A 14565-nucleotide genomic window follows, 5' to 3' on the forward strand; every position below is an offset into this window, starting at 1 on the left:
AGCGATGCGTCAATTGACATCATTCATCATTCTGCGTTCATCATTCGGCATTTAGTCTTAATTTGCCGCCAAAATTACGATTTTCAACGCTCTTGTTGCAGTTGCTATGAACATCCACGAGTATCAGGGGAAAGAAATTCTCAAAAAATACGGCGTCCGCATTCAGGAAGGCATCGTAGCCGAATCGCCCGAAAAAGCCGTTGAGGCCGCCAAGCTTATCATGGCGCAGTATGGTTCAAAGTTCGTTGTCGTGAAATCTCAGATTCACGCAGGCGGACGGGGCAAAGGCAAAGTTGTTGGCAGCGAACAGCGGGGCGTGGCCCTGGCCAAATCGGTCGACGACGTGCGTGACATTACCAAAAACCTGATTGGCAACGTACTCGTGACGCACCAGACGGGCCCCGAAGGTAAAAAGGTAAACAAGGTGCTGGTTGCGCAGGACGTTTTCTACCCGGGCGTATCGGAACCGAAAGAAATGTATCTGAGTATCCTGCTCGATCGTACCAAAGCCTGTAACGTCATCATGGCCAGCACCGAAGGCGGTATGGACATTGAAGAGGTAGCCGAAAAAACCCCCGAGAAGATCGTGAAAGAATGGATCGATCCGTCGGTTGGGTTACAGCCTTTCCAGGCGCGCAAAATCGCTTTCGGACTGGGTCTGGAAGGCGACGCGTTCAAAGACATGGTTAAGTTTGTCACCTCGCTCTATAAGGCGTACGTGGATACGGACGCTTCGATGTTTGAGATCAACCCGGTGCTGAAAACGTCAGACAATAAAATTCTGGCCGTCGACGCCAAGGTAAACCTCGATGACAACGCGCTGTATCGCCACCCCGACCTGGCCAATCTGCGCGATATCACCGAAGAAGATCCACTCGAAGTAGAAGCATCGGCCAATGACCTCAACTACGTCAAACTCGACGGCAACGTTGGCTGTATGGTGAACGGGGCAGGACTGGCTATGGCAACTATGGATATCATCAAACTATCGGGTGGCGAACCGGCCAACTTCCTCGACGTGGGCGGTGGAGCCAATGCCAAGACGGTAGAAGCCGGTTTCCGCATCATCCTGAAAGACCCGAACGTAAAAGCCATTCTGATCAATATCTTCGGCGGTATTGTTCGCTGCGACCGGGTAGCCACGGGGGTAGTAGAAGCATACAAAGCCATTGGCGACATTCCGGTTCCTATTATCGTTCGTCTACAGGGTACGAACGCCGAAGAAGGCGCCCGGATCATCGACGAGTCGGGGCTGAAAGTGCAGTCGGCGGTGCTGCTCAAAGAGGCTGCGGCCAAAGTGAAAGCAGTAGTGGAAGCGTTATAACAGGACATGGCCCCGTAAGGTGGCCTGCTACAGACAAAAAAAGCCGGAGCTTGCGCTTCGGCTTTTTTTGTCTGTAAACACGAGCGTATTAGCCCCGGCGGTAGAATTTCATGGCCTCGGGCATCAGTGACTGCAGATCCCGGATACGACGCTGATCGGACGGGTGGGTCGACAGGAACTCCGGGGGTTTGTTGCCACCACCGGCCTTTGCCATGCGACCCCAGAAATCAACAGCCTCCTGCGGATTATAACCGGCCATAGCCATAAAAATGAGCCCCAGCCGATCGGCTTCCGACTCCTGCTTACGGCTATGGGGCAACGCCCGGAGGACTTGATACCCAGCTGGCAAAGCAGCACCCACCGACTGCAGCAGAATTGCGTTCACCTGGCCGTTGCTGTTCCGGGCAGCGGTACCCGCTACAATCTGCCCGCCCTGAATCAGCCCGTTCGCCAGCAGTCCTTCGCTCATGCGCTCGGCACTATGATCGGCCAGCGCGTGCGAGATTTCGTGGCCCATGACAACGGCAACACCGGCCTCATTCTGCGTATACGGCAAAATACCGGTGTAGAACGCGACTTTCCCCCCCGGCATACACCAGGCGTTGACCTGCGGGCTTTCGATCAGGTTGAACTCCCACTGGAAACCCTTGATCCGATCGCCGTAGTTATTCGCGTTCATGTAGCTTTCCATAGCCGTCCGGAGTCGGCTACCCACCCGTCTGATCATATCGGCCTGCGAACCGCTCCGAACCACCCGGCTTGTATCCAGTACCTCCCGGTAGTTCTGGGCACTCAGAGGCAGCAGCTGATCATTCGAAATTATCTTCAGCTGGTTTCGTCCGGTAATGGGAACCTTCTGGCAGCCAATGGCGAGACCCACGGCCAGCATAACAATTATTGCGTTTTTCATAGAATAATGGGGTATTGAGTGACAACTCTAACGTACTATGACCGACAACGTACTGGATTTGTTCAAATTTTTCAGGGTGAGTTCGGTCAGCCCCTCTTTACTCCTTAGATTTGTGCCATTCAGATTCGTTTACTGTCATTACAGCGGCTGCTGAGTGCCAGCTGACCGGAAAACGCTCGACCGGAGCTTTGCCACAGCAGCTGTTTATGCGCCTTACCTGACTACTATGAAAATTATCTGCGTTGGCCGTAATTACGCCGAACATATTCAGGAGCTCAACAACGAACAACCCGATGACCCCGTCATTTTCCTGAAGCCCGAAACGGCCATTCCGCTCAAAAACGAACCTTTTTTTTACCCTGACTTCTCGTCCGATGTCCACCATGAGGTCGAGATTCTGGTCAAAATCAACCGGGTCGGCAAAAATATCGACGAGAAGTTCGCCCATAAATATTACGACGAAATCGGAGTAGGCATTGACTTCACTGCGCGCGACGTACAGAGCAAGCTGAAAGCAAAAGGGTTGCCGTGGGAGCTGGCTAAAGGCTTTAACGGTTCAGCCCCCATGTCAGGCTTTGTACCGAAAACGGAGTTTGCCGACCTGCAGCAGCTGAACTTCAGACTGGACGTAAACGGCGAGACCCGGCAGCAGGGTAATACCAGCCTGATGCTCTTCAAAATAGATTACCTGATTGCCTTCGTATCGCGGTATTTCATGCTGCAGCAGGGTGACGTAATTTTCACCGGCACCCCGAAAGGGGTTAGCCCGGTACAGGTGGGCGATCGGCTTACGGCCTACCTCGAAGACCGGAAAATGCTGGAGATCGACGTAAAATAAGCAGGCTGTTTACAGGGAGCAGCAAGCCGGCTGGCCTTTGCTGATCAGGAACGTACCCTCACGGAATACAAGCGTATAGTGAAGATTCAACATCTATTGATTGCAGGGCTTTGGGCCATTGGCAGTCTGGCGCTGGCCCAAACACCACCGCCAGCTCCCAACCTGGCCATTGAACCCAATTATTTTCTTTTCCCGATACAGCCAGGCATGCAGAACTCGCTGTCGGGCGGTTTGGGCGATTTACGAGCCAATCATTTCCATGCGGGGCTGGACATCCGCACCGGTGGTCGCGAAGGGCTGGACGTTCACGCAGCGGCCGATGGCTACATCTCGCGCATAGCGGTATTTACGGGCGGGTATGGCAACGTTATCTTCATCCGGCATCCGAACGGTCTTACTACCGTATACGGCCACCTGCGCAACCTGAACGACACCCTAGGCACGTACCTGCGCCAGCAGCAGTATGCCCGTCGTACATTTGAAATAGACCTGCGCCCGGCCCCGAACCAGTTTCCGGTGCGCAAAGGCGATGTCATTGCCGCATCGGGCAATACCGGCGGCTCGGGCGGGCCGCATCTGCATTTTGAAGTGCGCGACGCCAACGACAACCTGATCAATCCACTACTTTACGGCTTTCAGGAGCTTCGCGATGAAGTGCCGCCCTATTTCGAGCGCGTTGCACTCAAGACCATGACGCCGACTTCGCGCATCAACGGCGAATACCAGCGCGTCAGCTACGCCCCTACCCGACGGCCCGACGGCTCCTACACCATTACCCAGCCCATTACAGCTTCGGGTCTGGTGGGCCTCGAGGTACTGGCCTATGACAAAACCAGCGGTTCGCCCTACCGGAATGGGATCAGCTGTCTGGAAATCCGGCTCGACGGCCGGGAGGTTTTTGCCTACAACATGAATAGCTTCCCGAACGAACAGACGCGGTTCATGAACGTTCACGAAAACTACGAAGTAGAGCAGATGACCGGGCAGCGGTATCACCGGGGCTACATTGCCGATGGTAATATACTAAACCTGTACAAGCTCCAGAGCAACGCCAGCTACCGGGGCCGGCTCCCCCTCCTCGACGGTAAGCCCCACGAGGTCATGCTAACCCTCTACGACGCTTACGACCACGCCACCCGACTGACGTTTACCCTCCTGCCAGAGACCCCCGCGGCCGGCGCAGGCAACGACTCGACGGAGATACCGGCCGCAGGCGCCAACATCAGCGAAGACGCCCCGCTGGGTCAGCCAACGGCCACGATTACGACCGACGAAAATGTGCTCAAGCTAACCGTCCGAAATGTATCAGCCACGGCCCCGCCTGTCGCTAAACTCTTCACCGGACGCTCATTTACGGAACAACCCGCCAGCTACGTCCGTAGCAATCAAGCCGTTTATCTCCTAGATTTGCGACAGCACATGCCAGACTCCGTTCAGTTTGGTCGGGGGGTTGTGCGAACCAATCTAAAAAAACGCATTTTCCCCGGTCGTTCAGAAGTGTTAGTTGATGGAACAACCCGGCTTGAGTTCAGTCCCAAAACTCTGTTCGACACCCTGCATCTGGCCATGCGCACGCTACCGGGTGGGGGTATCGAAATTAACCAGCCGACCATTCCATTAAACGACTTCCTGCTGGTACAGCACACGCCTACGTATCCGATAGCCATCGATACGGCGCGCACCCGAGCCTACTGGACCAGCGGGGGGCGGGCCAGTTTTCTGGGCGGTGTCTGGCGCAACGGCCGGATTGAGTTCAAAACCCGGTCACTGGGCCAGTTTCGGCTGATGACCGACGCGTTGCCGCCAACCGTCGAGATACTGGGCGCAACGCCCAAAGGTATTTCGGCCCGTATTCGCGATGATCTGTCCGGCATTGCCGAATTCCGGGCGCTGGTCGATGGCGAGTGGGTGCTGATGCAGTATGATTACAAACGGGCTTTGTTATGGTCCGACAAACTGGACCCCGACGAACTGTTTGAGGTGGGGGCCGAAGTGCTGGTACAGGTAAAAGACCGATGTGGCAATATAGGTTCTGACAGCACCACCATCAACGAGCCGCGCCCTGTTCGGAAGGCACCGGCAAAAAAGAGAAAAAAACGCTAGCGTGGGGTTTTCCCAGCCCACTGAATACGGTAACCCGAAAACTGACCTGATTATGCCTCTATCCGTCGGCGACCCCGCCCCCGATTTTTCCAGTACCGATCAGGCCGGCAATCCGATCCGGCTCTCCGACTACCGGGGTAAAAAAGTAGTGCTGTATTTTTATCCTAAAGATGATACGTCGGGCTGTACGGCTCAGGCCTGTAGCCTGCGCGACAATTATGCAGACCTGCGGGCAGCCGGCTACGAAGTACTGGGAGTCAGTATCGATAACCAGACCTCACATCAGAAATTCATCAGCAAATACGACCTGCCGTTTTCGCTCGTCTCGGATACGGACAGGCAGGTTGTTGATGCCTATGGGGTTTGGCAGGAGAAATCGATGTACGGCCGAAAATACATGGGTACCGTACGCACCACCTTCCTGATCGACGAAGCCGGTGTTATTACCGACATTATCGGCAAAGTCGATACCCGAAAGCACGCCGAACAAATTTTATCTTAATCCGGATGTCCACGTCCGGTTTTAACACACGTTTAAAGACAGATGCGGACGTGGACATCCGCGCTACGTATATGGAACTACAACAACTTGAAGGTATTGCTACCGCCGTACGGCGCGACATTCTCCGCATGGTAGCCGCAGTTAACTCAGGCCACCCGGGCGGCTCTCTGGGCTGCACCGACTTCATGGTTGCCCTCTATTTCGACATCATGCGTCGGAAGCAGGACGGAGATGGCAAACCGGTTTTCGACATGAACGGTCACGACGAAGACTTGTTCTTCCTGTCGAACGGTCACATTTCGCCCGTGTTTTACTCGGTACTGGCCCGGGCGGGCTACTTCCCCATTTCGGAACTGGCTACATTCCGCAAACTGGATAGCCGCCTGCAGGGTCACCCAGCTACGGCCGAACACATTCCGGGCGTTCGGATTGCTTCGGGCTCACTGGGTCAGGGCCTGTCGGTTGCCTGCGGGGCCGCCTATGCCAAAAAACTGAACGGCGACGACAAACATGTTTATGTTCTCATGGGCGATGGCGAACAGCAGGAAGGTCAGATCTGGGAAGCAGCTCAGTTTGCCCCAAACAAAAAACTGGGTAACCTGACGGCGATCATCGACCTCAACCACGCGCAGATTGACGGCACCACCCAGAACGTGAACGACAACCGGGATCTGGCGGCCAAGTACCGCGCGTTCGGCTGGTTTGTAGACGAGATGGAAGGTAACGACATCAGTGACGTGATCCGGACGCTTCGTAAATCGCAGGAGAACCCGGATGTGCCCACCATGATTCTGATGCACACCGAGATGGGCTTCGGCGTCGAGTACATGGTTGGTAATTACAAATGGCACGGTACGGCTCCCAACGCCGACCAGCTGCAGCAAGCCCTCAACGGCCTGCCGCTGTCCATTGGCGTTACCGATTATTGAGTCTTGACATAGCCGAACAGCTTGCCGGGAAGGCGTTCTGTTCGACTATCGATGCGATTCTATCCCGCTCATCACCCTGCCAACCCTCGCTTCGGCGAACTAACACAGACGCAACGCATTGTGTCTCTACAAAAACAATGAAAAAATACGACTATACCGACAAAAAAGACACCCGCTCGGGCTTCGGTGCGGGTATTGCTGAGCTGGGCCGCTCAAACCCGAACGTCATTGCCCTGACCGCCGACCTGGCCGGATCGCTCAAACTCGAAACGTTCATCAAAGAATATCCCGAGCGCTTCGTACAGTGTGGCATCGCCGAGGCTAACATGATCGGTGTATCGGCTGGTCTGACCATAGGCGGCAAAATTCCCTTCGCCACCACCTTCGCTAACTTCGCCACGGGCCGCGTATACGACCAGATCCGGCAGTCGGTAGCTTACTCGAACAAGAACGTAAAGATCTGCGCTTCCCACGCGGGCCTGACCCTGGGCGAAGACGGCGCTACCCACCAGATTCTGGAAGACCTGGGCATGATGAAAATGCTGCCCAACATGACCGTTATCAACCCCTGCGACTACAACCAGACCAAGGCCGCTACGATCGCTATTGCCGAGTATGAGGGTCCGGTCTATCTGCGCTTCGGCCGGCCGGTCATTCCGGTGTTCACCCCCGCTGACCAGAAGTTCGAAATTGGTAAAGCCTGGCATGTGAATGAAGGCGACGCGGTGTCGATTTTCTGCACAGGCCATCTGGTCTGGGAAGCCATTAAAGCGGGCGAAATCCTGAGCGAGCAGGGAATTGAAGCCGATATTGTCAATATTCACACCATCAAACCGTTAGACGAAGAGGCTATCCTGGCATCGGTACGGAAAACGGGCTGTGCGGTATCGGCCGAAGAGCATATGCTCAACGGCGGTCTGGGCGATAGCGTGGCGCAGGTACTGGCCCGCCACTTCCCGGCCCCGCTCGAATACGTGGGTGTACACGATACCTTCGGCGAAAGCGGCACGCCCGACCAGCTGATGCAGAAATACGGTCTTACTGCCGACAAAATTGTTGAGCAGGTGAAGAAAGTAATGGCAAGAAAATAAGATTTTCGGTGGTTGGTGTTCGGTTCACGGACAGGCCTTCAGACGCCAGTTTGCGGTAGTACCCGCCCAGACCGAACACCAGACACCGAAAAGTCAGCACAATGACAGACGAAGAACTCCTAGCCAAGTTTAAGGACCCGTCGAGCCGGAACTACGCCTTTAATCTGCTGATACGTAAGTACCAGCAGAAAATTTATTGGCACGTCCGGAAGATGGTTATTGACCATGACGATGCCGACGATCTGGTACAGGAGACATTTATTAAAGTCTGGAATAGCCTGGAACAGTTTCGGGGTGACAGTCAGTTATATACATGGATATATCGGATTGCCACCAACGAGTGCCTGAACTTCCTCAACAAGAAACGCCGGCGTTTTTTTCTGCCCATCGGTGATGTAGAGGGTGAGTTGATGGAGAAGCTGGAGAGTAATGCCGATTACGTGACGTCGGGCAACGAGCTGAGTGGCGAAGAAGTACAGCTCAAACTACAGAAAGCCCTGCTCAAACTCCCTGACAAGCAACGGTTGGTATTTAATATGAAGTACTTCGACGACATGAAGTACGAAGAAATTTCAGAAATTACCGGAACATCGGTTGGCGCACTGAAAGCGTCGTATCACCTCGCCGTCAAAAAAATCGAGGATTATCTGACGAAAACCGATACAACTGATTAAACCTGAACGCAAACCAGCTGTCCAACACCCGATACAACCTAAATTGTGTGCAACCTACACAAAGGCCATGAACGACAAGAATTTATACCGGCTCGACGAACTTCCACCGGAGCATCCGCTCCGGCAACCGCCTTTTACGGCTCCCGACGGCTATTTTGACGCGTTGCCCTCGCGGGTACAGGCCCGCCTGGCCCAGCGCTCAAAGCCAGCTTTTACCATCAGCTGGTCGTGGCAACGGACAGCCGCTACGCTGGCAGGCGCCAGCCTGATTGCTGTGCTGGTATGGCAAACGCTACCCGAACGGCAGGAATCGCTGGGCAGTGAAGCCCTGGCGGGTGTAGGCAAAGAAACCATTGCGGCTTACCTCGACGAACAGGGGATCGATCCGTATGAACTGGCCGACAGCGACCAGATTCATTCGTCGATGGGTAACGATACCACCGCCATCCAGTACCTGAATGTTCGGCCGGATGACATTCAGCAACTTATTGATGAACAGAATGTTCGGGAGTCGACCAAACTTGGCTCCTGATGACTATGGCTATTTCTACGACTATGAAATTGAAATGGATAAGCTGGATCATCGGCCTGATGCTTACGGCCCAGGTTGCTTCAGCACAAAATGACCCCAACGGGCGCCAGAAGATCGAAGCAGCCAAAATTGGTATGATCACGAATCGGCTGAACCTGACTACCGATCAGGCGCCACAGTTCTGGGCCGTATATAACGAGTACAACGCCAAAAAGCAGGAGCTGAACCGCCGGATCAGGCAGCTCCGCAACGAACCGGCCCGTAACAACCTGAGCGATGACCAGCTGAAAAATGGCCTGCGGGAGGTAAACGCAACCCGCCAGAAACTGGCCGATCTTGATCAGGAGTATATGGACCGGTTTCTGAAGGTGATCAGCGCGGCCCAGCTGAACGAACTGTACCGGACCGAGCAGGCATTTAACAAGATGCTGCTCAACCAGTTGAACAATCAGAATAACTAGACGCGCATCGGCCTCTTCAGGTGTATACATACAGCAAGGCCCGGTTTGCCAGTGAGCAGACCGGGCCTTGTTTATGAAGAAGCTCCCGTTTAGTAGCGCACCACCTTGAAGCTTGACACCCCGCCGTCGAAACGGATGAGCATTTTCTTCTTGGCGGCATCATAGCCAGGGCTGACGTATTCGCCATCGCCCACGCTGGTAAAATCGTCCAGCCGTTCGATGTTTAAGGCACCATCCTTTTTGATCCGGCAGCCCACCCCTTTCGGTACGTGAACGGTTACCGAAGCAGCGCCTACATCGAGTTTCACATCGGCCTGATCGGCTTTGTCGCCCAGTTTCAGGTCAAGGTCGGCAGCTCCAACGCCTACTTTCAGGCTCTTGACGGCATACGCACTCAGATCAAGATCTCCCTGCCCGGCGCCCAGCGCTACGTCCATCGACCAGACGGGTTTCGCGTTGAGGTGAATATCGACGCGATTGTCGAATTCGCCATCTTTCAGGTTTATGTGCTGATCCTCGTCTGTGGGCTTCAGTTCAATGGTTGGAATCCGGGTCGTGGCGTCCCGGTCAACCGTCATCGAGTAGGTACCCTGGTGTTGCTTCGTATCGGCTTTGATCAGTTCGGCGGTCGGGTCACCGATGGTGAACCGACCCGCCCCACCCGCTAGTTTCAGTACGGCCTCCCGCGTGTCGGCATCCATCGACTCCGTAAATGTATTCGACTGAACCGAGTTCCCGTCCGACTGCCGGCGATCCCGCTCCGAGCGGTAATCGTCTTCGTTATCGTCATCGGCCGAGCGGTTGTCGTCGTCATCGTCGTCGTTATCGCGGTGCCAGCGGAAGTTATACTCATCCCGATCGCGATCGTGGGCAAAGAATCCGAAGAGCGTTGTGGGCACGGCGACGCCCAGCATGACGGTCGTTACAAACGCAGCCGAACTGCCACGCCGTTCGAGAATCAGGTTGACACCGGCCAGAATAAGCAGCACTGGCCATAGGTCGACCAGCGAATGCCAGTCTACATCGAGCCATCCTGCGTTTCGGGCCAGGAACAGCACCCCCAGCGTGAGCAGAAAAATGCCCCAGAACAATCCATTATGGCGTCGCATGGTTATAAATCGGTATTCGGGTGGTTCGGATTATTGGTATTGTTAGAATCGAACGGTGTTTTGATCCGATCCTTGAAAATCAGCCACAAACCGATTGCGATCAGGATAAACGGCCACAGATCGCCAAAGTCGATGTTGAAATAGCGGTCAAGCAGAAACAAGACGCCCAGAATAATCAGGACGGCCCCGCCAATAAGACTCCGGTCGGGCGATGCAGGCTGGTTCGGGTTGTAAGGGTTCATGGAGAAAACAGGATTTGAATACACGGTTAATTGATTGACTGACGCACCCAGTGGCTGCTTTGGCATCGCAATCCACAGGATAATGTAAATCAGGAATGCCGGAAAGGCCGGCCAGGGAATACCGATCAGGAAAATCAGCCGCACTACGGTTCGGTTAATGCCGAAATAATGGGCTATGCCCGCACATACGCCCCCTACTATGGCTTCGTCGGCGATGCGTTCGAATCGTTTGTTCATGGCTTCTAGTGTCTAAAACCACTGTAAACGTAGCAGGTTGGCAGGATGTGTGGAAACGGAACTGGACAGATGGACGCGGCTATTGATGGAAGTATGTTTTCAATGATAGTAGGTTATGCATAGTAGCTAATCGACCTCAATCGTTTCCAGAATATCCATCAGCTCCCCAAACTCCCGGTTGCCCGGCCGCTCTTCATCACCACCACGCAGGGCTATACCTTTCACCGGCAGCTCCGCCAGCAGCTGATGAACATTATCCGCCGAAATGCCGGTGCCCAGCAGTAGCGGATACCGAACGGCCAGTTGTTGAATGGCTTTTTTCAGATCCTCATCGAAATGAACATGGTCGGGACTTTCGAGCAGGACATATTCGGCACCGGCCGCGCCCGATTGAACCAGCGCATCGAGCTGATCGAGGGTTAACTGCGACAGGTCGGCCCGCAGGATCAGCGGTTTGTCGAACGTGCTCAGGTAAGGCAGTATGGCGGCTTCGTCGATCTGAAGCAGATCGGGCTGGTAGGCCTCCAGCAGCTGTTCAATTATGTCGGGATCGCTGGAGCGGGTCTCACCAACGATCTGTACACCGGCCACCCACGACCGTATTTCCGCAAATTTTTTGGGGTCGATATAGTCGGGAGAGTCGGCATCCATGGAGAAGCCCAGGAAATCGACACCCATGCCGGCGCAGTAGCGGGCATCGCTCAGGTTGGTAACGTTAGAAATCTTTACGAGTGTTTGCAGAGCCATATGACCGGTTTTCGGTTTACACGTTGACAGTTGGGGCGCTAAGTTAGGGCGAGTCGGTCTTGATCCTGCGTTTCTGACCGCTGGAAATGTTCGCTGGCGGACGTTATCTGTACGATTCCGGACAGTAATCCAAAAGCTTTTCGTCGTTTCAGCGCGCTCAGTCCCCTTCGCCTTGCCTGGCATCACATTTGATCAACAAAGCCTATAGCAACACTAACTACTTGAACAGGCTGTTCCGGAGGGGTTCGACAACGCGGGTTTGCCTGTCGTAACCAAAGTCCCCCTCTCGTTCGCCAGGCTGCCGGACCCGTTTTACCCACGTCCTCTTATGCTTCGTAATTATCTAAAAATAGCCCTCAGAAACCTGGTCAGGAACAAAGGATATGCCTTCATCAACATTGCCGGACTGACCGTCGGGATGGCCGTGGCCTTACTGATCGGACTCTGGATATTCGATGAACTATCGGTCAATACGTACCATCAGAACTATGAGCGCATTGCCCAGGTAATGCGAACCCGGACCATTAACGGGCAGACCGAAACCAAATCGGGCCTGCCGATACCGGCCGTAAACACCCTGCGGACAACCTACGGCGATAATTTCAGGCACGTCGTTCTGGCGTGGTGGACGAGCTGGCATACCCTGAAAGCTGGCAATCAGGTTTTCTCCAGGAGCGGCAAATTCATGACCCCCGAAGCCCCCGACATGTTCTCTCTGGTGATGCGGCAAGGCAGTCGGGATGGGTTAAAAGAACCCGGTTCCATATTGCTGTCGGAGTCGGCAGCGAAGGCTGTATTCGGAAACGGCAATCCGCTGCACAGGACGCTGACCATCGACAACACCATGACGGTGAAAGTTACGGGGGTTTACGAGGACATACCCGCCGGCAATAGCCTGTCTGACGTACAATTTATTGCCCCCTGGGACCTCTACTCCGCATCGACGGATTGGGTAAACGAGGCCAAAGATGACTGGACTAATACCTCGTTCGAAATTTTTGTTCAGCTCAATCCGCAGGTTACCGCCGAGGCTGTTTCGGCCAGGATCAAACCATTGCTCGTCGGCAAAAGCGAGAGCGGCCAGGCGCTGAAGCCCGAGGTTACCCTCTTCCCCATGTCCCGCTGGCATTTGCATTCAGAATGGAAAAATGGGATCAATGAAGGCGGGCGTATTCAGTTTGTCTGGCTGTTTGGCATTATCGGGCTGTTTGTGCTGGTACTGGCCTGCATCAACTTCATGAACCTGAGTACGGCCCGCTCCATGAACCGCGCCAAAGAAGTAGGCATTCGAAAAACCATCGGGTCAGGTCGGCATGAGTTGATAGCCCAGTTTTTTGGCGAGTCGCTGCTGGTTGTCACGCTGGCCTACATAGCGGCTTTGGGAGCTGTTTCGCTCACCATTCCGTTCTTCAACCAGATTGCCGACAAATCCATTCAGATACCCTGGCAGTCGCCCGTGTTCTGGCTGCTGGGTTTGGGATTCACGTTGGTAACCGGGTTACTGGCGGGCAGTTACCCGGCGCTTTACCTGTCTTCGTTCCGGCCCGTGGCCGTGCTGAAGGGTACGTTTCGGGCAGGAACTGGCGTAGCTACGCCCCGGCGGGTACTGGTCGTGCTCCAGTTTACGGTGTCAATTACCCTGATTATGGGTACACTGGTCGTTCATCACCAGATTCAACACGCCAAAAACCGCCCCATTGGCTACAGCCGCAACGGGCTGATTTCGCTCCTGCTGAACGTGCCTGATTATGAGGACCACCGCGAAACCGTTCGAAACGAATTGATCAAATCGGGGGCGGTACTCGACGTTGCCGAATCGGCCAGTCCACTTACTGAAGTACGATCGACAAATGGCGGTTTTGACTGGCCGGGAAAGGACCCGTCGCTTCAGGTCAATTTCGCGACCGTAGGCATATCGGCTGAGTTTGGCAAAACGGTAGGGTGGCAATTTCTGCAGGGGCATGATTTTTCCCGGCAGCTGGCTTCCGATTCGCTGGGACTGGTCCTCAACGAATCGGCAGTAGCGTTTATGGGTCTCCGCGATGTGATCGGCCAGCCCATAAGCTGGGAGGGCGAGGGTTTTGACGTTCGGTTTCACGTCATTGGGGTCATCAAAGACATGGTCATGGACTCGCCCTATGACCCCGTAAAGCCGTCGGTTTTTTTCATCGCCCGGCAGCCCGGTAAGTTCCTGACCATGCGGTTGAACCCGGAACGGCCGGCTCAGGCGTCGCTGAGTGCCATCGGTGCTGTGTTGAAAGAGCATCTGCCCGAGGCCCCGTTCAACTACACGTTTGTCAACGACGAATATGACCAGAAATTTCGACGGGAGGAGCGCATCGGTCAGCTGGCCAGCCTCTTTGCCGGCCTTGCCATTTTTATTTCCTGCCTCGGCCTGTTCGGTCTGGCGTCGTTCATGGCCGAGCAGCGAACCAAAGAGATTGGCGTTCGGAAAGTACTGGGGGCGTCGGTGTTCACTGTGTGGCGGTTGTTGTCAAAGGACTTTGTATGGCTGGTGCTTATCGCGTTTGGCGTGGCTACCCCCATTGCGTATTACGTGCTCAGCAACTGGCTCCAGACGTACGAGTACCGCACGGAGCTAAGTTGGTGGGTTTTCGCCCTGTCAGGAACGGGCGCCCTGGTGGTTACGCTACTTACGGTCAGTTTCCAAAGCGTCAAAGCAGCCCTGATGGACCCGGTAAAGAGCTTACGGAGCGAATGAGTAAACTAGTCAGGAAGCGAAGCCCCATTGAACTAACTACAGGGCTGATGCCAGCAGTGTAAAACAGATCAGGAGCCATTCCGCCCCGGAATGGCTCTTTTTTTTACTGTCCGACAGTGTCCGCTCTCTGTCCAGAAACGGACA

General features: G+C 54.6%; 14 protein-coding genes. 10 read left to right on the forward strand and 4 right to left on the reverse strand.

Features of this window, described 5'->3' with window-relative positions; genetic code table 11:
• Positions 1–106 precede the first annotated feature (106 nt).
• Positions 107–1324, forward strand: a complete 1218-nt coding sequence (gene sucC / locus EQG79_RS02635) for an ADP-forming succinate--CoA ligase subunit beta (protein ID WP_077920148.1) — start codon at positions 107–109, stop codon at positions 1322–1324.
• An 88-nt stretch (positions 1325–1412) separates the two neighbouring features.
• On the opposite strand, the gene EQG79_RS02640 is transcribed toward sucC, so the two are convergent.
• Positions 1413–2234 carry a M48 family metallopeptidase gene (locus tag EQG79_RS02640; protein WP_129599741.1) on the reverse strand — a complete coding sequence of 274 codons (822 nt, stop codon included), beginning with the start codon at positions 2232–2234 and terminating at the stop codon, positions 1413–1415.
• Positions 2235–2460: 226 nt separating this feature from the next.
• Between EQG79_RS02640 and EQG79_RS02645 the strand changes: the two genes are divergently transcribed.
• From EQG79_RS02645 to EQG79_RS02680, 8 genes are all read left to right on the forward strand, one after another.
• On the forward strand, positions 2461–3072 hold the full coding sequence (locus EQG79_RS02645; RefSeq protein ID WP_077920150.1) for a fumarylacetoacetate hydrolase family protein: 612 nt from the start codon (positions 2461–2463) through the stop codon (positions 3070–3072).
• Between the two features lie 207 nt (positions 3073–3279).
• Entirely contained in the window at positions 3280–5175 is a 1896-nt protein-coding gene (locus tag EQG79_RS02650) for a M23 family metallopeptidase (RefSeq protein ID WP_129601124.1), read from the forward strand.
• 52 nt (positions 5176–5227) lie between these two features.
• Complete coding sequence (bcp, locus tag EQG79_RS02655) at positions 5228–5677, forward strand: thioredoxin-dependent thiol peroxidase (protein ID WP_077920498.1); 450 nt, start codon at positions 5228–5230, stop codon at positions 5675–5677.
• A gap of 71 nt (positions 5678–5748) precedes the next feature.
• Positions 5749–6606 carry a transketolase gene (locus EQG79_RS02660; RefSeq protein WP_077920151.1) on the forward strand — a complete coding sequence of 286 codons (858 nt, stop codon included), beginning with the start codon at positions 5749–5751 and terminating at the stop codon, positions 6604–6606.
• 137 nt (positions 6607–6743) lie between these two features.
• Positions 6744–7697 (forward strand): transketolase family protein, encoded by a 954-nt coding sequence (locus tag EQG79_RS02665; protein WP_129599743.1) that lies wholly within the window; start codon positions 6744–6746, stop codon positions 7695–7697.
• Between the two features lie 101 nt (positions 7698–7798).
• The gene (locus tag EQG79_RS02670; RefSeq protein WP_129599745.1) at positions 7799–8371 is read left to right on the forward strand and encodes an RNA polymerase sigma factor; all 573 of its coding nucleotides are present in this window, start codon (positions 7799–7801) and stop codon (positions 8369–8371) included.
• A gap of 67 nt (positions 8372–8438) precedes the next feature.
• Entirely contained in the window at positions 8439–8903 is a 465-nt protein-coding gene (locus tag EQG79_RS02675) for a hypothetical protein (protein WP_077920154.1), read from the forward strand.
• Positions 8904–8908: 5 nt separating this feature from the next.
• Positions 8909–9364 (forward strand): Spy/CpxP family protein refolding chaperone, encoded by a 456-nt coding sequence (locus tag EQG79_RS02680; protein ID WP_077920499.1) that lies wholly within the window; start codon positions 8909–8911, stop codon positions 9362–9364.
• Between the two features lie 89 nt (positions 9365–9453).
• Here the strand turns inward: EQG79_RS02680 and EQG79_RS02685 are convergent, their stop codons facing one another.
• The 3 genes from EQG79_RS02685 to trpF all read right to left on the reverse strand — a co-directional run bounded on the left by EQG79_RS02685 (position 9454) and on the right by trpF (position 11699).
• The gene (locus tag EQG79_RS02685; RefSeq protein ID WP_129599748.1) at positions 9454–10473 is read right to left on the reverse strand and encodes a LiaI-LiaF-like domain-containing protein; all 1020 of its coding nucleotides are present in this window, start codon (positions 10471–10473) and stop codon (positions 9454–9456) included.
• A 2-nt stretch (positions 10474–10475) separates the two neighbouring features.
• Positions 10476–10952 carry a PspC domain-containing protein gene (locus EQG79_RS02690; RefSeq protein WP_129599751.1) on the reverse strand — a complete coding sequence of 159 codons (477 nt, stop codon included), beginning with the start codon at positions 10950–10952 and terminating at the stop codon, positions 10476–10478.
• 126 nt (positions 10953–11078) lie between these two features.
• Entirely contained in the window at positions 11079–11699 is a 621-nt protein-coding gene (trpF, locus tag EQG79_RS02695; RefSeq protein WP_077920157.1) for a phosphoribosylanthranilate isomerase, read from the reverse strand.
• Between the two features lie 328 nt (positions 11700–12027).
• On the opposite strand from trpF, the gene EQG79_RS02700 reads away from it, so the two are divergent.
• Positions 12028–14421 carry an ABC transporter permease gene (locus EQG79_RS02700; protein WP_129599755.1) on the forward strand — a complete coding sequence of 798 codons (2394 nt, stop codon included), beginning with the start codon at positions 12028–12030 and terminating at the stop codon, positions 14419–14421.
• The last annotated feature ends 144 nt before the right edge of the window (positions 14422–14565 follow it).

This window comes from Spirosoma sordidisoli (assembly GCF_004138325.1).
GTDB classification, from domain to species: domain Bacteria; phylum Bacteroidota; class Bacteroidia; order Cytophagales; family Spirosomataceae; genus Spirosoma; species Spirosoma sordidisoli.